The 20,019-nt window shown below is 75.0% G+C and carries 18 protein-coding genes; 3 read left to right on the top strand and 15 right to left on the bottom strand.

The window, feature by feature from the left end; translation table 11 throughout:
* Window positions 1-17 precede the first annotated feature (17 nt).
* Complete coding sequence (gene nadC / locus LEP48_RS06820; RefSeq protein WP_422723809.1) at window positions 18-959, top strand: carboxylating nicotinate-nucleotide diphosphorylase; 942 nt, start codon at window positions 18-20, stop codon at window positions 957-959.
* A gap of 46 nt (window positions 960-1,005) precedes the next feature.
* On the opposite strand, the gene LEP48_RS06825 is transcribed toward nadC, so the two are convergent.
* From LEP48_RS06825 to dacB, 15 genes are all read right to left on the bottom strand, one after another.
* Window positions 1,006-2,682 (bottom strand): L-aspartate oxidase, encoded by a 1,677-nt coding sequence (locus LEP48_RS06825; protein WP_225564819.1) that lies wholly within the window; start codon window positions 2,680-2,682, stop codon window positions 1,006-1,008.
* Entirely contained in the window at window positions 2,679-3,092 is a 414-nt protein-coding gene (gene panD / locus LEP48_RS06830) for an aspartate 1-decarboxylase (protein WP_225564856.1), read from the bottom strand. Before panD ends, LEP48_RS06825 begins: the two co-directional genes overlap by 4 nt.
* Before the next feature lie 86 nt (window positions 3,093-3,178).
* Window positions 3,179-4,117: a pantoate--beta-alanine ligase gene (panC, locus tag LEP48_RS06835; RefSeq protein ID WP_225564820.1), complete on the bottom strand. Its 939-nt coding sequence runs from the start codon at window positions 4,115-4,117 to the stop codon at window positions 3,179-3,181.
* Window positions 4,114-5,175, bottom strand: coding sequence for a Rossmann-like and DUF2520 domain-containing protein (locus LEP48_RS06840; RefSeq protein WP_225564821.1), 1,062 nt, complete (start codon window positions 5,173-5,175; stop codon window positions 4,114-4,116). Before LEP48_RS06840 ends, panC begins: the two co-directional genes overlap by 4 nt.
* Window positions 5,172-6,806: a PH domain-containing protein gene (locus LEP48_RS06845; RefSeq protein WP_225564822.1), complete on the bottom strand. Its 1,635-nt coding sequence runs from the start codon at window positions 6,804-6,806 to the stop codon at window positions 5,172-5,174. The genes LEP48_RS06840 and LEP48_RS06845 overlap by 4 nt, the downstream gene beginning before the upstream one ends.
* Window positions 6,803-7,327: a PH domain-containing protein gene (locus LEP48_RS06850; RefSeq protein ID WP_225564823.1), complete on the bottom strand. Its 525-nt coding sequence runs from the start codon at window positions 7,325-7,327 to the stop codon at window positions 6,803-6,805. The genes LEP48_RS06845 and LEP48_RS06850 overlap by 4 nt, the downstream gene beginning before the upstream one ends.
* A 25-nt stretch (window positions 7,328-7,352) precedes the next feature.
* On the bottom strand, window positions 7,353-7,832 hold the full coding sequence (locus LEP48_RS06855) for a DUF3180 domain-containing protein (protein WP_225564824.1): 480 nt from the start codon (window positions 7,830-7,832) through the stop codon (window positions 7,353-7,355).
* A gap of 1 nt (window position 7,833) precedes the next feature.
* Window positions 7,834-9,921 carry a 2-amino-4-hydroxy-6-hydroxymethyldihydropteridine diphosphokinase gene (gene folK / locus LEP48_RS06860; protein WP_225564825.1) on the bottom strand — a complete coding sequence of 696 codons (2,088 nt, stop codon included), beginning with the start codon at window positions 9,919-9,921 and terminating at the stop codon, window positions 7,834-7,836.
* Window positions 9,918-10,892, bottom strand: coding sequence for a dihydropteroate synthase (folP, locus tag LEP48_RS06865; RefSeq protein ID WP_422723803.1), 975 nt, complete (start codon window positions 10,890-10,892; stop codon window positions 9,918-9,920). Before folP ends, folK begins: the two co-directional genes overlap by 4 nt.
* A gap of 4 nt (window positions 10,893-10,896) precedes the next feature.
* The gene (gene folE / locus LEP48_RS06870) at window positions 10,897-11,505 is read right to left on the bottom strand and encodes a GTP cyclohydrolase I FolE (RefSeq protein WP_308009985.1); all 609 of its coding nucleotides are present in this window, start codon (window positions 11,503-11,505) and stop codon (window positions 10,897-10,899) included.
* The gene (gene ftsH, locus LEP48_RS06875) at window positions 11,502-13,568 is read right to left on the bottom strand and encodes an ATP-dependent zinc metalloprotease FtsH (protein WP_225564826.1); all 2,067 of its coding nucleotides are present in this window, start codon (window positions 13,566-13,568) and stop codon (window positions 11,502-11,504) included. The genes folE and ftsH overlap by 4 nt, the downstream gene beginning before the upstream one ends.
* Before the next feature lie 135 nt (window positions 13,569-13,703).
* A complete protein-coding gene (gene hpt / locus LEP48_RS06880) occupies window positions 13,704-14,255 on the bottom strand; it encodes a hypoxanthine phosphoribosyltransferase (RefSeq protein WP_225564827.1) in 552 nt (183 codons plus the stop codon).
* Between the two features lie 3 nt (window positions 14,256-14,258).
* Entirely contained in the window at window positions 14,259-15,512 is a 1,254-nt protein-coding gene (gene tilS, locus LEP48_RS06885; RefSeq protein WP_225564828.1) for a tRNA lysidine(34) synthetase TilS, read from the bottom strand.
* 15 nt (window positions 15,513-15,527) lie between these two features.
* The gene (locus LEP48_RS06890; protein ID WP_225564829.1) at window positions 15,528-16,637 is read right to left on the bottom strand and encodes a zinc-dependent metalloprotease; all 1,110 of its coding nucleotides are present in this window, start codon (window positions 16,635-16,637) and stop codon (window positions 15,528-15,530) included.
* Between the two features lie 124 nt (window positions 16,638-16,761).
* The gene (gene dacB / locus LEP48_RS06895; RefSeq protein ID WP_225564830.1) at window positions 16,762-18,174 is read right to left on the bottom strand and encodes a D-alanyl-D-alanine carboxypeptidase/D-alanyl-D-alanine endopeptidase; all 1,413 of its coding nucleotides are present in this window, start codon (window positions 18,172-18,174) and stop codon (window positions 16,762-16,764) included.
* A gap of 192 nt (window positions 18,175-18,366) precedes the next feature.
* On the opposite strand from dacB, the gene LEP48_RS06900 reads away from it, so the two are divergent.
* Both LEP48_RS06900 and LEP48_RS06905 read left to right on the top strand, forming a co-directional pair.
* A complete protein-coding gene (locus LEP48_RS06900) occupies window positions 18,367-18,867 on the top strand; it encodes an inorganic diphosphatase (RefSeq protein WP_225564859.1) in 501 nt (166 codons plus the stop codon).
* Between the two features lie 33 nt (window positions 18,868-18,900).
* Complete coding sequence (locus tag LEP48_RS06905; protein WP_225564831.1) at window positions 18,901-19,962, top strand: zinc-binding dehydrogenase; 1,062 nt, start codon at window positions 18,901-18,903, stop codon at window positions 19,960-19,962.
* Window positions 19,963-20,019: the final 57 nt, after the last annotated feature.

Below are 20,019 nucleotides of genomic sequence, written 5' to 3' on the forward strand. Positions count from 1 at the left end.
CGTGGCTCGCCGTGAGCGTGACTCCTGACCGGCCCGGCCGACCCGTCCTCGCCCAGCCGTCCGCCGTCGAGCCCGGGCTCGACGCGGGCTGGATCGCCCGCACCGTCGCCGCGGCGCTCGACGAGGACCTCGGTGCCGCCCCCGGCCGCGACGTCACGACGCAGGCGACGATCCCGGCGTCGAGCACGGGGACCGCGGCCCTGGTCGCCCGTGCGCCGGGCACGCTCGCTGGGCTCGTCGTGGTGGCGGAGACCCTGCACCAGGTGGCGGCGCGGCTCGGCCTGCCCGATCCCGAGGCGACCTTCCACGCCCAGGACGGCGACGCCGTCGAGCGGGGGCAGGTGCTGGCGTCGCTGACAGGGCCGGTCCAGGTGCTGCTCGTCGCGGAGCGGACGCTGCTCAACCTCGCATCGCGCGCGTCGGGCGTCGCGACGGCGACGGCGGCGTGGGCGCGCGAGCTGGCCGGGACCGGGGCTCAGGTGCTCGACACCCGCAAGACCACTCCCGGCCTGCGGGCCCTGGAGAAGTACGCCGTGCGCGCCGGCGGGGGCACGAACAAGCGCATGGGCCTGCACGACGTCGCCATGATCAAGGACAACCACGTGGTGGCCGCGGGCTCCGTGGGCGCGGCGGTCCGGGCCGTGCGCGCCACGTTCCCCGACGTCGCGATCCAGGTGGAGGCCGACACCACCGCCCAGGCGCTGGAGGCCCTCGACGCGGGTGCCGACTTCCTGCTGCTCGACAACATGCCGACGCCGGTGCTGGCCGAGACCGTGGCGGCGGTGCGTGCACGGCAGGGACGGGACGGCATCCCGGCGCACGTCGAGCTCGAGGCCACCGGGAACCTCACGCTCGACCGCGCCCGAGAGGTCGCCGCGGCGGGCGTCGACTACCTGTCCGTCGGCGCGCTGACGCACTCCGCGCCCATCCTCGACCTGGCGCTCGACCTGGTGCCGTAGGGCACCCCGCGAGACGGGAGCCTCTCTATCTCGGCGGGAGGGCTCTCTATCTCGCGACGAGGGTGCCGTCGTCGGAGAGGGAGACGGTGACCCGGCGCTGCCAGGTCGCGTCGAGCCCGGGGAAGTCGGTACGGAAGTGCCCGCCCCGGGACTCGGTGCGCAGGCCCGCGGCGTGCACCAGCGCGGACGCCACCTGGTGCACGTTGGTGGTCTCCCACTCGGCGGTCTGCGGGATCGCGACGACGTCGGCCGCCAGGTGCGCGTCCGTCCGGACGCGGGCCAGGGCGGCAGCGGCACGTGCGAGCGACGCCGCCGAGCGCACGGGGCCCGCGCCGTCGGACGTCGCCTGCTGCACCCGTGACCGGGCGGCCGCGGCGACCAGCGCGGGAGCGCCGGGACGCGCCGCGGGCTCCGGGGCGCGGGACAGCTCGCCCGCGTCCCAGCGCCGCGCGACGTCCTGGGCCGCACGGTGCGCGAACACGAGCCCCTCGAGCAGCGAGTTCGACGCCAGCCGGTTCGCACCGTGCACGCCGGTGCACGCGACCTCGCCCACGGCGTACAGCCCGGGCACCGAGGTACGCCCGCGGACGTCGGTCACGACGCCGCCGGAGTGGTAGTGCTGCGCCGGCGCCACGGGCACGGGCTCCTCGGTCCAGTCGATGCCGTGGGCGGTCAGCCGGGCGGTGATGCTCGGGAAACGCTCGCGCAGGAACGCCGCCCCGAGGTGCCGGGCGTCGAGCAGCACGTGGTCGGCGGAGGTCGCCGCCATCTGCCGCACGATGGCGTGCGCGACGACGTCCCGCGGTGCCAGCTCCGCCAGCTCGTGCTCGCCGGGCATGAACCGGTGGCCGTCGACGTCGAGCAGCAGCGCGCCCTCGCCGCGCACGGCCTCGCTGATGAGCGGCTGCTGGCCCTTGGCCCCCAGGCCGAGCCACAGCACGGTGGGGTGGAACTGCACGAACTCGAGGTCCGCGACGTCCGCGCCGGCGCGCAGGGCGGCGGCGATGCCGTCCCCGGTCGCGCCGGGCGGGTTGGTCGACGAGCGGAACACCTGCCCGATGCCGCCCGTCGCCAGGACGACGACCGGCGCCAGGGCGGCCCCCACACCGTCCCGGCTGCCCGCGCCCCGCACGTGCAGGGTGACGCCCGCGACCGGGCGCCGGCCGCCGGCGTCGGGCGCACCGGTGAGCACGTCCAGCACCAGGGCGTTCTCCACCACCTCGATGCCCGGGTCGTCCCGCACGGCCTCGATCTGCGCCACCAGGGCCCGGGAGATCTCCGCGCCCGTGGCGTCTCCGCCGGCGTGCGCGATCCGGTCCGCGCGGTGCCCGCCCTCGCGCGTGAGGGCGATGCCGCCGTCCGGCCCGACGTCGAAGGTGGTGCCCCGCGCGACCAGCTCACGGACCCGGTCCGGGCCCTCGGTCACGAGGACGCGCACGGCGTCCACCTCGCTCAGGCCGCCGCCGGCGGCGAGCGTGTCGGTCAGGTGCGCCTCCGGGGTGTCGTCCGGGTGCAGCGCGGCGGCAATGCCGCCCTGCGCCCACACCGTCGAGCCGGAGGACAGCGAACCCTTGGTCACCAGCAGGACCCGGGGCACCCGCGTGCGCAGCTCCAGGGCCGCGGTGAGCCCGGCGACGCCCGAACCCACGACGACGGCATCGGCAGACGTCGTCCATCCCGGCGCCGGGGCAGCGAGCGCGCGCGCCAGGCGCGGCGGGGTCAACGGACGGCGGCGAACGGCAGGCCGCTGGCCTGCAGCCCGTACCCGTCGGGGACCTGGCCCGGGTCGCTGTCGAGCTCGACGATCCGGTTGTCGGAGTCCACGAAGACGACCGCCGGGTCGAAGGTGCGCGCGTCCGCGTCGGACATGGTCCCGTACGCGATGATGATGACGACGTCGCCCGGGTGCACCAGGTGCGCGGCGGCCCCGTTGATGCTGATCTGCCCGCTGCCCGGCTCGCCCGGGATGACGTACGTGGTCAGCCGGGCGCCGTTGGTGACGTCCACGATGTCGACCTGCTGGCCCGGGACGAGGTCGGCCGCGGTGAGCAGGTCGGCGTCGATCGTGACCGATCCCACATAGTGCAGGTCGGCCTGCGTGACGGTCGCCCGGTGGATCTTGCCGATCATCATCGGCCGCTGGAGCGACGCCGGACGACGGCGCGGGGCGTCGCCGGCGGGCCCGGGCACGCCGGGCGTCGAGGTCAGGTCAGTCACGGTTACGCCTCCTGGCCAGCGGTGTCGTCGTCGTGGCCCGCCCCTGCGGGGGCGGCGACGACGTCCACGGCCTGGTTGTCGATCAGTCGGGTGGTGCCCACGCGTGCCGCCACCAGGAGGAGGGCGGGACCGCGGTGGTCCGCGGGTACCGCGCCCACGGTAGCGGGGTCGACGAGCGCCAGATAATCCACCACAACGCCGGAGGCCTCGTTGAGGATTCCCGACGCCGCCTGCCGCACCGCCGCGGAGCCCCGCCCGGCGTCCGCCGCGGCCTTGCCCCCGGCCAGCGCCCGGGACAGGGCGAGGGCCAGCGTGCGCTCCTCGTCGGAGAGGTAGGCGTTGCGCGACGACATCGCCAGCCCGTCCGCCTCGCGCACGGTCGGGACGCCGACCACGGCGACCTCGAGATCCAGGTCCGCCACCATGCGTCGGACGGCGAGGAGCTGTTGCGCGTCCTTCTCGCCGAACAGCGCGACGTCGGGCCGCGTCAGGTGCATCAGCTTGAGCACCACGGTGAGCACGCCGTCCAGGTGCCCCGGACGGTGCTCGCCCTCCAGGACCTCGCCGATCCGGCCCGCGGACACGCGGACGACCGGGTCGCCGCCGGGGTACACGACGTCCGGGGTGGGGGCGAACACCACGTCGGCGCCCACGCTCGCGAGCTTCGCGACGTCGCCGTCCAGGTCGCGCGGGTACGCGTCGAGGTCCTCGCCGGCGCCGAACTGCAGCGGGTTGACGAAGATCGTCACCACGACCTGACCTGTGGCGCCGGCCTCCTCGCGCGCGCGGCGCACGAGCTGGAGATGCCCGTCGTGGAGCGCACCCATGGTCATGACGACCGCCCGGCGGTCGGTCGGCTCCGGGCCGGTGAGTGCCCAGGACGTGAGTGCTTCGCGCAGCTCCTCGCGCGTGCGCACGACGGCGGGGGCGGGGTGGTTCATGGTCGTTCCTCGGGGTCGTCGGTGCGGGCGGGCGCGTCGGGGGACGTGCCGTCCGGCGTCTCTGACGGGTCGGCGGGCGGGTCGGCGGGCGGGTCGGCGGGCGTGTCCGCCGACGCGGGGGTGGACAGGGCATCGAGCAGGTCCCGGGCCGACCGGTCGTCGATCCGGTGCGCGGCAAGGGCCCGGCGCGTCGCCGCCCGCGAGAGCTGAGCATACGAGTCGACGACGTCGGTGGCGCCCGTCCGGGTCGCCAGCGCACCCAGCACCTCCAGGTGGGTGCGTACCGTCCCGACGTCACCGCGCGCGACCGGCCCCGTGAGCGCCGCGACGGCCCCCGGCCCGACGCCGTCGCGCACGTCCGCGGCACGGACGGAGCCGTCGAGCGCCGCCGACAGCAGCGGCGCGAGCACCCGGCCGGGGTGCTCGACGCCGGCCGCCTCCAGCGCCTGCGCGGCCTGCGCGACGAGCACCACCAGGTGGTTCGCCCCGTGCGCGAGGGCCGCGTGGTACAGCCCGCGCGCCTCCTCCGCCACGACGACGGGCTCTCCCCCGACCTCGACGACGAGCGCTTGGCCGATGGGCTGCACCGTGGCGGGGGCCGTGACGGCGAACGTGCACCCGTTGAGCCTCTGGAGGTCGAGCGACGTGCCGGTGAACGTCATCGCCGGGTGGACGGCGAGCGGGATGGCCCCCGCCCCGCGGGCCGGGTCCAGCACCGCCGTGCCGTACCGCCCCGACGTGTGCACCACGAGCTGGCCCGGCTGCCAGGCGCCGAGCGCCGCAAGGCCCGCCACGACGTCCGCGAGTGCGTCGTCGGGCACCGCCAGCAGGACCAGCTCGGAGCGCTCCACGACCTCGGGGACGTCCAGGTGCGGGACGCCGGGCAGCAGCGTCGCGATCCGCTCCCGGGACTCCTCGCTCACCCCGCTGGCCCCGACGACCGCGTGCCCGGTGGCGCGCAGCGCGCTCCCCAGGACGGCACCGACGCGTCCCGCGCCGACGATCCCCACCCCGAGCCGACCCGGCTTCGTACCGCCGGGGCGCGCCGGGACGCTCACCGGGGCCCCTCCATCCAGCGCTCGGGCGTCGTGTGGGCCCGGGCCTCTCGCGCGCGCACCGACTGCTCGCCGAGCAGCCGGGCCGCCTCCGCGGCCTCGAGGTGGTGCACGGCCGGAGCCACCGGGCCGGGCGTCGTGTGCAGGACGACGGACGCCAGCCCGCGACGACGCTGCCACGGCCCCTGGGCGAGCCCGAGCGACTGCGTGCGCTCGTGCGGGACGACGTCGAGCCGGCGCACGAAGCGACCGGTGCGGGCGAACAGCGCGCGGCCGGTCAGCGCGTAGCCGTTGCGGCGCCAGCTCCACGGGTCGAGCAGGCGGGCACTGCGCGGGCTCGTCACGAACCAGCGGTCGCTGCGCCCGTCCCCGCTCAGGGCCTCGTCCAGCAGGGCGAGCGTCTCGTCCGGGTCGCCCGCCTCGAGGTCCGGCAGCACGAGCCACAGCGCCGTGAGCGCCTCCTCGCGGGGCCCGACGGGGAGCAGCACGCTCTGCCGCTCGGCGTCGGCCCCCTCGCCCCCTCCGTAGCCGGCCACGTTGACCCGCACGCGCCACCAGTCAGGGCCGCGCCACCACGGGCCCTGGGTGATCGAGACGGCCTGCACCCGGCCGGGCGGGATCGTCTGGGCGCGCGTCTCCAGCAGACCGTGCCGCAGGCGGATGCCGTCCGGGGACAGCGCGGCGCGGAAGCCGAACTCGCCCGCGAACCGGTTGAACAGGTAGCCGCCGATGCCGAGGATCGCCGGCAGCGCCGACACGAGGATGCTGGTCTGGCGTGTCATCAGCACCGCGACGCCCACGCCGGCCAGCACCAGGACCCCGAGCCACACCCCGGGCATCCGCAGCAGCGAGATCAGCAGCCGTGGTGCGGGGACCTCGTAGACGGGACGCTCCGGGGCCTCCGGGGCGACGTCGTCCGGTGCGTCCACCGCGCCGGCCTCCTCGACGGGGGCCCCGACGGGTGCCTCCGGTGCCGGGGTACCGGTGGCGGGGTCGCCGGGAGCCGACGGCGCCGGCGTCCCGGCGGGCTCGACCGGCGAGGTGTCCCGTCGCGCCGCCTTGACCCCCGCGGCGCGCGCGAGCAGGTCGGCACGCAACCGCTGGGCGTCGGACTCCTTGAGCATGCCGATCGCCACGGCGGAGTCCGCGCCGCCCGCGACCTCGAGGCGCAGCTCGGCGAGCCCGAACGGACGCGCGAGGAGCGGCTGGCGCACGTCGACGGCCTGCAGGCGGTCGAGCCGGGCGTGCCGCTGCTGGCGGAACAGGATGCCCTTGCGCAGGTGCGCGGCGTCGTCGTCGACCGCGTACGCCGTCATCTTCCACGCGAGCGCCGCGTACCCGAAGACGACCGCCAGCACGAGGACGACCCCGACGATCACCATCCACCACAGCCCGCCGATCTCGTCGGCGAGCCGCAGCGCGCCCGAGACGTTCTCGAGCACCTGCTGGCCGCCGATGACGGCGACGACGCCGATCGCCGCCCAGCCGCGCACGAACGGCGTCACCGGGTGGACCCGGTGCCAGCGCAGGTCCGTGCGCACGCCGGTGCCCTCCGGCGTCGACGGCGAGGGTGAGCCGTCCGACGGGACCGGCCCCGGGGAGGGCGGGAGCAACGGGTCCGACGACTCGCTCACAGGCCCGCCAGCCTCGCCTCGCCGCGCGCCGTCAGCCGGTCGCGCAGGCGCTCCGCCTCGTCGGGCACCAGGCCCGGGATGACGGCGTCCGTCCCGGCCGACGCCGTGTGCAGCTGCACCTTCGCGATGCCCAGCTTCCGGTCGAGCGGCCCGGCCTCGACGTCCACGTACTGCATCCGGCCGTAGGGCACGACGACGAGCGAGCGGAACAGGATCCCCTTGCGGATCAGCAGGTCGTCGTCGCGCTCCGCGTACCCGATCGCGCGCACCTGCCGGGGCACGAGGAGCGCCGTCCACACGAGCAGGACCGCCGGGACCCCCACGAGCAGCCAGAACCACGGCGAGACGAGCACCGCGAGCACGGCGCCCGCGACGACCGGCACGCCGAAGGTCAGCGCGCTCGGGATCAGCCTGGCCTGGACCAGGCGCGGCGACACGCCCTGCCAGGTGACTCCCGGCGGGTCGAAGGGTCCCGCCGGCGGCGCGACAGAGGGGTCGGAGCCCTCGGGGATGCTGGTCATGGGGCCATCCTTCCATCCGTGCCGGTCACGAGGGCAGCGGCTCGGCGTCCTTCTTGCCGTCGGTGTCGTCAGGGGGCGGCAGCTCGCAGAACCGCTCGACGACGAGCCCGACCACGGCCAGGACGACCGCGCACCCGGCGGCGATCCCGGCCGCGACCGCCTGGTCCCGTCGCGCCTCGATCTCGAGCTGCTCCAGCACCACGAGCACCGTCGCCAGGTACCGCCCCGCCAGGAGCGCGCCCGTGAAGGCCCCTGCCTTGGCCAGCACGAACGTGCGCGCGGCCCGCAGCGGGTCCAGCCCCGGCCGGTCACCCTTCTGGTAGGCGCGCACGGCCCAGCCCATCCAGAAGATGCCCGCCGCGATACCCAGCAGGGCGATGTCCTCGACCCACGCGACGATCGGCAGGTAGATGCCGCGCGACTCGAGCAGGCGCAGCACGACCGCCCCGACGACGGCCGTCACGGCCGTGATCAGGCCGAGCGTGGCCACGGAGGTGCGGCGCATGTCAGCGGTCGCGCTCGGTGGGGTCGTACCCCGCCTCCGGCACCTCCGGGTGAGCCGCGGTGGGGTGCTGGGCCGAGGTGCCGAAGGGGTCGGCCGGCGCGGGCGGGCCCCACACCGCGTACGCGTCGTCGCGGGCGGGCTCGCCGAAAGCCGGGTAGACCTGCTGCTCCGGCGGCGCCGGCATCGCGGGCGGCTGGTACGCCTGCGGCTGGTCCGGAACCTCGTACGACGGCTCCGCCGGCGGCTGGTACGCCTGCGGCGCCGGCTCGTAGGCGGGCTGCTGCGCGGGCGGGTCGTACGGCAGGGGCAGCTCGTACGACGACGCGGGCGGCTCCGCAGGTACCTGCGAGGTCGAGGGTGCCGGCGGCACGGGGGCGTGCGGCGTGGCGGTCACGGGCGGCGCGGGCGGCTGCGGGGCCGAGGGAACCTCGAAGATCGGGACGAGAGGTGCCTGCGGGGTGCTCGACGTCGACACCTCCGGCACGTAGGCCCGGGGCGTCTCGGGCGCGTACCCCTGCGGGGCCTCGGGCGCGTAGTCCCGAGGCCCTTCGGGCGCATACCCCTGCGGGGCCTCGGGGGCGTACCCCTGCGACGGCTGGGGCGAGTACGCCCGGGGCGCCTCGGGCGCGTAGTCCCGCGGGCCCTCGGGGGCATACCCCTGCGGCGCCTCGGACGCATACCCGTGGGGCGGGGTCGGCGGCGCCTGCGGCGTCTCCGGCTCGGACGACCGGGCATCCGGGGCAACGGCGGGCGCGCGCTCGACGGACACACTCTGCACGGGCGCCGACGGCGCGGGGCCGCCGTCCGTCGCCACCTGGCCGGTGGACTGCGTGGGACCGGTGAGCCAGTCCAGCGCGAGCCACCGGATCCCCGCACGGTCCGGTGCGGTCACCGCGAGCTGGGAGACGGGGCCGCCGCCGAGCCCGCCGAGCACGGCGTCGGGCGCTACCTCGGCCCAGGGCACCAGGACGAACGCGCGCTCGTGCGCGCGGGGGTGCGGCAGCTCGAGGTCGTCGGACGTCGTCGTCAGCGTGTCGTACTGCACGATGTCGACGTCGAGCGTCCGCGGGCCCCACCGCTCCTCGCGCACCCGGCCGTGCAGCTCCTCGACCTGCTGCACCGCACGCAGCAGGTCGCGCGGCGAGAGCGTGGTCTTGACGATGAGCACCGCGTTGAGGAAGTCCGGCTGGTCCGGCCCGCCGACGGCCGCCGTGCGGGCCAGCGGCGAGACGTCGGTGACCTGGATGCCCGGGACCCGGTCGATGTCGGTCACGGCGTCACGCAGCGTGACCTGGGCGTCCCCGAGGTTCGCCCCGAGGGCCAGCACCGCCCCGATGGGCCGGGCCGGCGCCGCGTCGAGCGGGTCGAGGTAGGGGGCGACGTCCGCCTCGGCGGGCTCCGCCGTCTCGGGCGCCTCGGCCGCCCCGGCCGGCTCCGTGCCGAAAGCCTCCGCGCCGAAAGCCTCCGCGCCGAAGGACTCAGCGCCGAAGGGCTCCGCGCCCACGGGCTCGTCAGCCAGGGCGTCGGCCATGGTGGGCGCGACGACCGCCGGACCGTACGACGGCTCGGCCGCGGCCGCGCCGGCGAGCCCCAGGCTCGGCGAGGCCTCGGCGCGCTGGTCACCAGCCACCTCGGACGCCGTCCGCGGCTCGGCGCCGGACACGGCGGGCGTGGCCACCACCGGCGCGTGCTCGCGGTCCCGGCGGATGACGATCGACACGTCGTCGAACGGCACCTCGATGGGCGCCTGCGGCTTGTGGACGCGGACGTCGACGGCGTGCACGGCGGGACGGTCCAGCACCACCGCCGCGATGCGCTCGGCCACCGTCTCCACGAGGTCCGCGGGCGAGCCCGCGAGCACGTCGTGGACGTCCTGGGCGACGTCGGCGTAGCTCACCGTCGCGGCCAGGTCGTCCGACGTGGCGGCGGCCCGGGTGTCCAGGTGCAGCACCACGTCGGCGCGGAACACCTGGCCCTCGACCCGCTCGTGCGGCAGCACCCCGTGGTGACCCGTCGCGGACACCCCTTCGAGGCAGATCCGGTCCAACGGTCGTCCGTGGGGGCCGGTCACGGCTTCGGCGAACGTCACGGGGTGCCCTCCCTGTCGACGGCGGTGGGTCCGCCGATCATCGTGCCGGCCTCGGGGCCGGCGGCCGCGGCGAGCACCACGGCATCATTCCTGTCGTCCCGGGCCGCCGTCCAGGCGGCCGCGACGTGCACGGCGTCGGCGCTGGCCCGGACCGCGTGCACGCGCACGGCCCACGCCCCGGCCGCCGCCGAGAGCGCGGACAGCGCGGCGGTCGCGTCGTCACGGGCGAGCGGCGGTGCCGGTTCGTCGTCCGCCAGAGAGTGCGCCCCCGTGAGCAGGTGCCCGAGGAAGCGCTTGCGCGACGCCCCGACGAGGACCGGGCGGCCCAGCGCGTGCAGCGCGTCGAGGTGCGCGAGCAGCGGCCAGTTGAGGGCGCCGGCCTTCGAGAAGCCGAGCCCGGGGTCGAGCACCACCTGTTCCGGGGCGACGCCCACCGCGACCAGGGCGTCCAGCCGCGCGGCCAGCTCGTCGCGCACCTCGGCCACGACGTCGTCGTACACCTCGAGGCTGTCCATGACGTCCGCGTGACCGCGCCAGTGCATCGCGACGTACGTGACGCCCGCGTCCGCCACGACGTGGCCCATGCGCGGGTCGGCGAGGCCGCCGGACACGTCGTTGACGATGCGGGCCCCCGCAGCGACCGCCCGTTCGGCGACGGTGGCGCGCGTGGTGTCGACCGAGACGACGGCTCCGGCGGCGGCGAGCCGCGAGATGACGGGCAGCACCCGGCGCAGCTCCTCCGCCTCGGTGACCCGCGCCGAGCCGGGACGGGTGGACTCGCCGCCGACGTCGAGGACGTCGGCACCCTCGGCGAGCAGGTCGAGACCGTGCTGGACGCCGTCCTCCGGCTCGAACCACTCCCCGCCGTCGGAGAAGGAGTCAGGCGTGATGTTCACGACGCCCATCACCAGGCAGCGTCCGGTGCCCGAGAGCTCCGGCAGCCCGGCGACGACGGAGTCCCGCGGGTGCACGCGCCTACTTCCCCAGGACGAGGCTCATCGCCTCGGCGCGGGTCGCCGCGTTCTGCATCACGCCGCGCACCGCCGACGTCACCGTGCGGGAGCCGGGCTTGCGCACGCCGCGCATCGACATGCACAGGTGCTCGCACTCGACCACGACGAGCACGCCGCGCGGCTCGAGGATCCTCACCAGGGCGTCCGCGACCTGCGTCGTCAGGCGCTCCTGCACCTGCGGCCGGCGTGCGTACACGTCCACGAGCCGCGCCAGCTTGGACAGCCCCGTGATGCGCCCGTCGACGCTGGGGATGTAGCCCACGTGCGCCACCCCGTGGAACGGCACCAGATGGTGCTCACAGGTGGAGTACACCTCGATGTCCTTGACCAGCACCATCTCTTCGTGGCCGATGTCGAACGTCGTGGTCAGCACGTCCTCCGGCTCCTGGCGCAGCCCCGCGAAGATCTCGCGGTAGGCACGCGCCACGCGGGCGGGCGTGTCCTTGAGGCCCTCGCGGTCCGGGTCCTCGCCGACGGCGAGCAGCAGCTCGCGCACGGCGGCCTGCGCCCGTTCCGCGTCGTACGGGGGCACGTCCGCGGCCCGGCGCACCCCGATCCGCGCCTCCGTCACTGCGCGCCCCCGGCGGGCGGCTCCACGTCCGGGCCGAGGCCTGGACCGTCGACGGTCACGTTGCCCTCGGGGCTGAGCGCGGCGGCCTCGTCCTGCGGGACGACGGACCGCCCGTTGCCGTTCAGCTCGGCGCGCTCCGCGTCGGTCATGACAGGCCCGCGGGTGTGCACGGTGCGCTGGTCGCTCGAGAGCCAGACGTCACGCGCCTCGCGCTTCGTCACGGGGGCGAACACCTCGGCCAGCTCGGCCTGGTTGAGCGTCTCCTTCTCGAGCAGGCGCAGCACGAGGTCGTCCAGCACGTCGCGGTACTGCGTGAGCACCTCCCACGCCTCGTCGTGCGCGGACTCGATGAGCTTGCGGACCTCGTGGTCCACGGTGCCCGCGACCGCCTCGGAGTAGTCGCGCGTGTGCCCCATGTCGCGGCCCATGAACGGCTCGCCCGAGCCGGTGCCGAGCTTGATGGCCCCGACCCGCTCGCTCATGCCGTACTCGGTGACCATCTTGCGCGCGATCGCGCTGGCCTTCTCGATGTCGTTGCTGGCGCCCGTGGTCGGGTCGTGGAAGACGATCTCCTCCGCCACGCGCCCGCCCATCGCGTAGGCGAGCTGGTCGAGCAGCTCGTTGCGCGTCGTGGAGTACTTGTCCTCCATCGGCATCACCATCGTGTAACCGAGGGCCCGCCCGCGCGGCAGGATCGTCACCTTCGTCACCGGGTCGGTGTACCGCATCGCGGCCGCCACGAGAGCGTGCCCGCCCTCGTGGTACGCGGTGATCTTCTGCTCCTTGACCTTCATCACGCGGGTGCGCTTCTGCGGGCCGGCGATGACACGGTCGATCGCCTCGTCGAGCGCACGGTCGTCGATGAGCTGGGCTCCGCTGCGGGCCGTGAGCAGCGCGGCCTCGTTCAGCACGTTCGCCAGGTCCGCGCCGGTGAAGCCCGGCGTGCGCCGGGCCACGGCCGCGAGGTCCACGGACTCGACCATCGGCTTGCCCTGGGCGTGCACGCGCAGGATGTGCTCGCGGCCGCGCAGGTCCGGCGCCTCGACGGCGACCTGCCGGTCGAACCGGCCGGGACGCAGCAGCGCGGGGTCGAGGATGTCGGGGCGGTTCGTCGCCGCGATGAGGATGACGTTCGACTTGACGTCGAAGCCGTCCATCTCGACGAGCATCTGGTTGAGCGTCTGCTCGCGCTCGTCGTGGCCGCCGCCCATGCCGGCGCCGCGGTGTCGCCCGACGGCGTCGATCTCGTCGATGAAGATGATGGCCGGGGCGTTGTTCTTCGCCTGCTCGAACAGGTCGCGCACGCGGGAGGCGCCGACGCCGACGAACATCTCGACGAAGTCCGAGCCGGAGATCGAGTAGAACGGCACACCCGCCTCGCCGGCGACGGCGCGCGCGAGCAGCGTCTTGCCGGTGCCGGGCGGCCCGTACAGCAGCACGCCCTTGGGGATCTTCGCGCCCACGGCCTGGAACTTGGCCGGCTCCGCGAGGAACTCCTTGATCTCGTGCAGCTCCTCGACGGCCTCGTCCACGCCCGCGACGTCGGCGAAGGTCACCTGGGGCATGTCCTTGCTGATGAGCTTGGCCTTCGACTTGCCGAAGCCCATCATGCGGTTCCCGCCGCCCTGCATGCGCGACAGGATGAACCAGAACACCACGCCGATGATCAGGAACGGGATGATGAACGAGAGCATCGAGCCCCAGAAGCTGGGCTGCGGCACCTCGGAGTCGAAGCCGTCCTTGAGGTCCGCGTCCGAGACGGCCTGCGTCACCGTCTCGCCCTGCGGGTCCACGTAGAAGAACTCGACCTTGGTGCCGTGGTCCTGTTCGTCCTCGGCGCCCTTGTCCGTGACGTACTTCTCGTTCAGCTCGAGCTGGACGCGCTGGTCGCCGTCGACCACGAGCGCGTGGTCGACCGTGTCGCCCGCCAACAGCTCCAGGCCCTGGGAGGTCTCGATCCGGGAGACGCGCTCGGTGTTGAAGGCGCTGAAGGCCAGCGAGACGAGCAGCAGACCGACCACGATCCAGATGATCGGGCCACTGAGGATCTTCTTGATGTTCATCGGCGACGGGGACGGCTCCCCGCTTCCCTTCCTTCGGGCAATGTGTGACGACGACGCTACACGTCCCCTGTGGACGAACGGTGAGTGTTCGCCCAGGGCGGGACGCCCCGCGTCAGCGGGCCGGCGCCGGGTACGTCAGCTGTAGACGTGCGGCGCGAGCGTCCCGACGAACGGCAGGTTGCGGTACTTCTCGGCGTAGTCCAGGCCGTACCCGACGACGAACTCGTTCGGGATGTCGAAGCCCACGTACCGCACGTCCACCTCGACCTTCGCGGCGTCCGGCTTGCGCAGCATGGTCGCGATCTCGACCGACGCCGGGCCCCGCGAGCGCAGGTTCGCCACGAGCCACGAGAGCGTGAGGCCGGAGTCGATGATGTCCTCGACGATGAGCACGTTGCGGCCCGTGAGGTCCGCGTCGAGGTCCTTGAGGATGCGCACGACGCCGGACGACTTGGTGCCCGACCCGTAGGACGAGACCGCCATCCAGTCCATCTGCACGGGGTGGTGCAGGCGGCGCGCCAGGTCGGCCATGGCCATGACGGCACCCTTGAGCACGCCGACGAGGAGCAGGTCCTGACCCGCGTAGTCCGCGTCGATCTTCGCGGCCAGCTCGTCGAGCTTGGCGCTGATCTCCTCCTCGGTGAGCAGGATGTTGGCGAGATCGCCTGCGACGTCCGACTGGTCCACGGGTCACTCCTCGGTGGGGCGGGTGGGGGGCTGGGGGGCTGCGTCCGGCGGGGGCGTGTGAGTGCGGTCTGGGGACGGACGCAGGAAAAGCCTGCCACACGCTCGCACCGCCCGGGCGCCGCCCGGCAGGTGGGCGGCCCCCTGCCCCCGCCAGGAGACCACGAGCGCGTCGAGCGCGTCGACGTGCCGGGCGCCCGTCGCCCCAGGTGCGCAGCCCACGGCGGCGGCCGCCGACCGCAGTGCACGACGGCGCAGCGCCGCCGGTGCCCCGGCCAGCACGACGGCGTCCAGCACCAGCCCGCCGGCGTCAGGCGCCCGCCCGCCGCTGCGGCCGGCCGGGCTGGCGGTCCCGCCCGGCCCGGTCGGCCCGGCCGGCACACAGGGCTCGGCCGGTTCGGCCGGCACCGTCGCCTGCGCCAGCAGGTCCGCCGCGAGCCTGTCCAGCAGGTCGGCGTCGTCGCGCAGCTGGTCCGCCGTCCGGCCGAGCGCCGCGACCACGCCCGGACCGAGGACGTCCTCGAGCACGGGCACGACGGCGTGACGCACCCGCGTACGTGCCGGGGCACCGTCGTCCCTGTCCGTCGCCTTCCCTGCCCCGGACGGCGACGGACAGGGACGGACGTCGGGCAGCAGGTTGGTGGGGTCGGTCCAGAAGTCGATGCCGAGCGCGGCGCACACCGCCTCGGTCTGCGTGCGGCGCAGGTCCAGGAACGGTCGGCGGTACCGCCCGCGGCGTCGCGGCATCCCGGCGAGCGAGCGCGCCCCGCTGCCGCGTGCCAGCCCGAGCAGCACGGACTCGGCCTGGTCGTCCAGGGTGTGGCCCAGCAGCACCGCGACGGCGTCGAGCTCGGCCGCCGTCTCCGCCAGCGCCCCGTACCGCGCGTCCCGGGCTGCCGCCTCGGTCCCGCCGGCACCCGGGCCGGCCGCCACGTGCACCCGCCGGACGACGACGGGGTCGAGGCCCAGCGCCCGGCACTGCTCGGCCGCCCGCACGGCGACGTCGTCCGACCCGGGCTGCAGGCCGTGGTCCACGACCACCGCGCCCACGCGGACGGCGTGGCCCCGCGAACGCACCGACCGCCCCACCCGTCGGCCCTCGACGGCGGTCACCGCCGCCAGCGCCAGGCTGTCCGCGCCGCCGGAGCACGCGACCAGCACGAGCCCGCCCGGCACCAGCCCGCCGTCGGCGGCCAGCCTCGCCAGCTCGGCGCGGACGGCGCCGCGCGCCGCCGCGAGCGCCGGGTCGACGCGTGCCATGTCGGTCGCGGACCGTCAGCCGTGGACCCGGCGCACCCACGCACGGGCGTCGGAGATCTCGCGGGCCGAGGGCAGGTGCTCGGGCGCGGCCCACACCGCGTTGAGCCCCTGGCGCCCCACGATCTCCTCGACCTCGCGCACGAACGCCGCCCCGTCGCGGTACTGGGCGAGCTTGGCGTCCAGGCCGAGGACGCGGCGCAGCAGCAGGTCGAGAGCGGGCGCCGCATCGCCGTCGCGCCGCTTCTCGAAGCGCGCCCGGATGGTCTTCACCGAGCGCACGGCGCGCGGCCCGACGGCGTCCATCATCACGTCCGCGTGCCCCTCCAGCAGGGCCATGACGGCGGTGATCTCCTCGAGCTCGCGCCGCTGCTCCGGGCCGAGGATGCCGTCCAGGGGCGTCACGAGCTCGCCGCGGACGGCCCGCAGCACGGTGTCCGCGACGACCGCCAGCTTGCGCCGCAGCGGCGCCTTCGCCAGCGCCGCCGACGAGCTGGTGACGTCGCCGAGCAGCCCTTCGACGCGCCCCCGCAGGTGGTCGGCGAGCCAGGGCGCGGTGGCGAACTGCAGCGCGTGCGTCTGCTCGTGCAGGCACACCCACAGCCGGAAGTCCTGGGGACGCAGGTTCAGCGCCCGCTCGACGGCGAGGACGTTCGGCGCGACCAGCAGCAGCCGGCCACGTTCCTGCCCGTACGGGTCGAACTGGCCGAGCACCCGGCCCGAGAGCAGCGCGAGCAGGCCACCCACCTCGGCGGCGCCCGCGAGCCGGGCGGCAGCCGACGTGGGCGACCCCTGGGCGCCGAGCTCCGCGGCCACCGGGTCCGTCATCGCGCGCATGGACTGCATGTTGGCCCGGGCCCAGGTGGCGCGGTCGACGACGTGCACGTCACCGAGGTCCACCTGGCCGCCCGCCAGGTCCGCCGTACCCGCCGGGACCATGCGCGTGACCGTGAGCACGTGGTCCACGGCCCGCCCCGCGGCGTCCCGCAGCCCGCCGACGAGGTTGTCCAGCTCCGCCCGGGGCGCCATCGGGCCCGGGCGGGCGAGGCGGCCCGCCACCTGGGCGGCGGCGGTCCAGTCCAGCAGGGGCTCCGGTGCCACGCGAGGCGACACGGCGGGGGAAGTCACGGGACCACCGTAACCGCGCGCCGGCTCCGACAGTCGAGCGGGTTCGGGCAGGCCCCGGCCTGCCATGCCTGCCGACGCCTGCCATGCCTGCCGAGGCCCGGCGTCGCCGCGGCACCCCGGCGGCTCAGCCGGTGGACGTGCAGCCGCAGGTGGCGAGGTCCCCGGCGAAGTCGTCGAAGACCTCGGTCGCCATCCACGTGTCCTTGATCTTGTCCGCGAGCGTGACGAAGACGAGCTGGCGGTCGTCGGCCGTGACGACGGTGCCCGCGAGCCCGCGCACGCCCGGCAGGCTGCCCGTCTTGCCGGTCACGTACCCGCGGCCCGGGTCCTCGTCGTCGAACCGCCCGGAGAGCGTGCCCGACAGGCCGCCGACGGGCAGCCCGCGGGCGACGTCGCGCAGCGTGGGGTGCTCGGGGTCGACCGTGAGCTCGAGGACGTGGGCGAGCTGACGCGGCGTGAGCAGCGAGCCCTTGCCCAGCCCGGACAGGTCGACGAGCCTCGCGCCCTCGAGGTCGACGCCGAGGGCCTCGACCTTGGCGGTCACCGCCTGCCGGGCGGCGTCCAGGGAACCCGGCAGCCCGGCGTCGATCGCGACGACCCGCCCGACCACCTCGGTGATCGTGTTGTCCGAGTACTGCAGCAGGTAGGTCACGACGTCGCGCAGCGGCGCCGACTCGACCCTGCCGAGCTCGCGGGCCGACGACGGCGCCTTCTCGCGGACGACCTTGCCGCGGACGGTGATCCCACGGTCCTCCAGCGCGGCAGCGAACGTGCGGGCGGCCGCCAGGGCGGGGTCCTTCTGGCGCTCGGCGTACTCGTCGTCGGTGAGGCGCCCGACGTCGACGGCGAGCGCCGAGACCGGGGCGATGTAGCCCTTGATCCAGCTCGACGGGATGGCCGGGGCGACGGTGGGGCCGGTGAAGATCGTGTCGTCCAGCCCGAGGGTCACGGTGTCGGCCCCGCTGAGCCCGACCTGACCGGCGACCTGGTCCGCGAGGTCGCCGAGGCCGGCGTGGCCGTTCGTCGCGTCGTCGTCGCCGGCACCCTCGGCAAGCATCATGTCGCCCCCGCCCACGAGGACGAGGTGGCCGTCGCCGTCGAGCACGACCGACGTCGGCAGCGTCGTGTCCCCGCCCGGTCCCGCCAGGGCCGCGACCGCCGTCAGCACCTTCTGGGTCGACGCCGGGACCATGGGCCGGTCCGGCCCGGCGGAGCCGAGCACGTCGCCCGTGAGCGGGTCCGTGACGATGACGCCGACCCGCTTGCCGAGCTGCTTGTCGCCCGTGACGTCGGAGACGAGGTCGGACACGTCCGACGTCGAGGGCACCGGTGCGTCGTCGGGCAGGACCGGCAGGACGGGCTCGAGCTCCGGACCGGTCGTGGCGCCGGGCGCCGAGGGGAACGGCGCCGGGGGCGCCGGGGCGGGGGACGTCGTGACCATGCCGGGCACGACGTCGTACGCGTCGGCCACGAGGTACCCGCCGAAGAGCACGACCACGACAGTGACGGTGGCACCGAAGCCGCCACGCCACCCCATGCGGCCCTCCTCGTGTCGGTGAGCATCGTCACAGACCGGGTCCCGTGCCGTGCTCAGTGCGTATCATCCCACGTCCGGGCGCGGCACGGAGCCAGGCCGCGACCCGTTTCGCGGGTCACCTCGTGGCACACTTTGACAGGGCGTCTGCACGGAGCATGCCCGCCACCGAGCATGGACGAGCATGGAGGAACAGTGGAGTTCGACGTCACGATCGAGATCCCGAAGGGCCAGCGGAACAAGTACGAGGTCGACCACGAGACCGGTCGCATCCGTCTTGACCGCATGCTCTTCACGTCGACCCGCTACCCGGACGACTACGGGTTCATCGAGGGCACCCTGGGCGAGGACGGCGACCCGCTGGACGCGCTGGTGCTGCTCGAGGAGCCGACGTTCCCCGGCTGCCTCATCAAGTGCCGCGCGCTCGGCATGTTCCGCATGCGTGACGAGGCCGGCGGCGACGACAAGGTGCTGTGCGTGCCGATGGGCGACCAGCGGGCCGCCTGGCGTCAGGACATCGACGACGTCTCCGACTTCCACCGCCTGGAGATCCAGCACTTCTTCGAGGTCTACAAGGACCTCGAGCCCGGCAAGTCCGTCGAGGGCGCGCACTGGGTGGGCCGGTCCGAGGCCGAGGCCGAGATCGAGCGCTCGTTCCAGCGCGCGAAGGACACCGGCTACTACGACGGGCACTGACGCCGGCGCGTCTGCGGTGTCTACTGTGGGCGCATGCTTGCTGCCGTCATCCACGACGCCCGTGACGTCCGCGCCGAAGAGCGCCCGCACCCGAAGATCCTCACCCCCGGCGACGCGGTCGTCCGCGTCGTCGCGGCGTGCGTGTGCGGGTCCGACCTGTGGCCCTACCGCGGTGTGACCCCGGTGAAGCGACCGCGGCCCATCGGCCACGAGCTCGTGGGCGTCGTCGAGGAGCTGGGCTCCGAGGTGACGTCCGCGCGGGTGGGCGACTTCGTCGTCCTCCCGTTCACCATGAGCTGCGGCGTCTGCCAGTCGTGCCGGGCCGGCTACCCGGCGGCGTGCGACCTGGTGACCGGCTTCGGCTCCACCGACCGTGGCGGCCACCCCGTCGACGGCGCCCAGGGCGAGCGTGTGCGCATCCCGCTCGCGCAGCACTCGCTGTTCCCCGTGGGACGCTCGGAGGCCGAGCTCGAGGCCGCCGGTCTCGTGCCGCACCTGCTCGCCCTCGCGGACGTCATGTCGACGGGCTACCACGCCGCGTCCTCCGCCCGGGTCTCGACGGGCGACACGGTCGTCGTGGTGGGCGACGGCGCGGTCGGCCTGTGCGGCGTGATCGCCGCGCGGCTGCTCGGCGCGGAGCGGGTGATCGCCATGAGCCGGCACGAGGACCGCGCAGCCCTCGCGCGCGAGCTCGGCGCGACCGACGTCGTGGCCGAGCGCGGCCAGGAGGGCGTGGCCGCCGTCCGCGACCTGCTGGGCGGCGACCTCGCCGACGCCGCCCTCGAGTGCGTCGGCACCAAGCAGTCGATGGACACCGCGCTCGACGTCGTCCGCGGCGGTGGGCGCGTCGGGTTCGTCGGCGTCCCCCACGGCGGGCCCGAGCTGAGCGTGCGCCGGCTCTTCGAGCGCAACATCACGATCGGCGGCGGGATGGCGTCCGCGCGCCGGTACATGGAGACCCTGCTGCCGTCGGTGCTGGCGGGCGAGATCCTGCCCGGCAAGGTCTTCGACCTCGAGCTGCCGCTGTCCGACGTCGCCCAGGCGTACGCCGCGATGGACGAGCGGCGCGCCACGAAGGTGCTGCTGCGCCCCTGACCGACCCGACCCCTGACCGACCCCTGACCGACCCAGCCCCTGAGTGTTGTGTGCGGG

This window comes from Isoptericola luteus (assembly GCF_020297055.1).
GTDB lineage: Bacteria > Actinomycetota > Actinomycetes > Actinomycetales > Cellulomonadaceae > Isoptericola > Isoptericola luteus.

What these genes read in the sequence shown, in the direction of transcription:
- LEP48_RS06855 (WP_225564824.1), bottom strand. Translation starts at nt 7,832, where the DNA reads ATGCGCCGCACCTCCGTGGCCACGCTCGGCCTGATCACGGCCGTGACG.
- ftsH (WP_225564826.1), bottom strand. Translation starts at nt 13,568, where the DNA reads ATGAACATCAAGAAGATCCTCAGTGGCCCGATCATCTGGATCGTGGTC.
- panD (WP_225564856.1), bottom strand. Translation starts at nt 3,092, where the DNA reads ATGATGATCGGCAAGATCCACCGGGCGACCGTCACGCAGGCCGACCTG.
- tilS (WP_225564828.1), bottom strand. Translation starts at nt 15,512, where the DNA reads ATGGCACGCGTCGACCCGGCGCTCGCGGCGGCGCGCGGCGCCGTCCGC.
- LEP48_RS06850 (WP_225564823.1), bottom strand. Translation starts at nt 7,327, where the DNA reads ATGACCAGCATCCCCGAGGGCTCCGACCCCTCTGTCGCGCCGCCGGCG.
- panC (WP_225564820.1), bottom strand. Translation starts at nt 4,117, where the DNA reads ATGAACCACCCCGCCCCCGCCGTCGTGCGCACGCGCGAGGAGCTGCGC.
- LEP48_RS06905 (WP_225564831.1), top strand. Translation starts at nt 18,901, where the DNA reads ATGCTTGCTGCCGTCATCCACGACGCCCGTGACGTCCGCGCCGAAGAG.
- dacB (WP_225564830.1), bottom strand. Translation starts at nt 18,174, where the DNA reads ATGGGGTGGCGTGGCGGCTTCGGTGCCACCGTCACTGTCGTGGTCGTG.